The sequence below is a fragment of the Paraburkholderia rhynchosiae genome (genome assembly GCF_002879865.1).
Lineage (GTDB): Bacteria > Pseudomonadota > Gammaproteobacteria > Burkholderiales > Burkholderiaceae > Paraburkholderia > Paraburkholderia rhynchosiae.
Window position 1 is genome coordinate 1 of sequence record NZ_PNXY01000122.1, and the last position, 513, is coordinate 513.

Annotated in this window: 1 protein-coding gene; it reads right to left on the reverse strand. The window is 63.2% G+C overall.

The features are described 5' to 3' along the window. The coding region (locus tag C0Z16_RS37080; RefSeq protein ID WP_102636856.1) for a transposase at nt 1-513 on the reverse strand (513 nt) is incomplete at both ends.

Below are 513 nucleotides of genomic sequence, written 5' to 3' on the forward strand. Positions count from 1 at the left end.
ATTAAACGCCGATTGGCGGTCTGCGCCGCCCACTCGCAATACGCGGCGCTGCCGAGCACCCAGCCCTCGAGCGTCGACTGCATCAGGTTATTGACCTCGCGTTCGTCAAGACGCTGTGCGCCCAGATCGCGGTAAGCCTGGTGGCGCTCGAACGGCGTATTGCCGAGCGCCCGATAGAGTGGATGGTCCTTGATGAAGCTATCGACACGCAGCCCGACGTGGTGCGTATAGCTCGACCACTGGTATTTTCCCGGCTCGGTCACAAGGCGGTTTCGCACCGGCGCATGATCGATGACCTGGCTCGCGAGCAGGAAGTACCGGTCGGGCTCGATCACTGTTGCCGAGTATCCGCCACGCCACACGATACCGCGGCGTCCATGGCGGCGGTTGAAGGTCTCGACATAGCGACGGCCGACCGCTTGCATCGCCATGGCCACGCTCGACTCGTATGAAGGCGTGACGAGGAGCTGTACCGCGTCAGGCATGAGGACCCACGCGTGGACTGCCAGATCG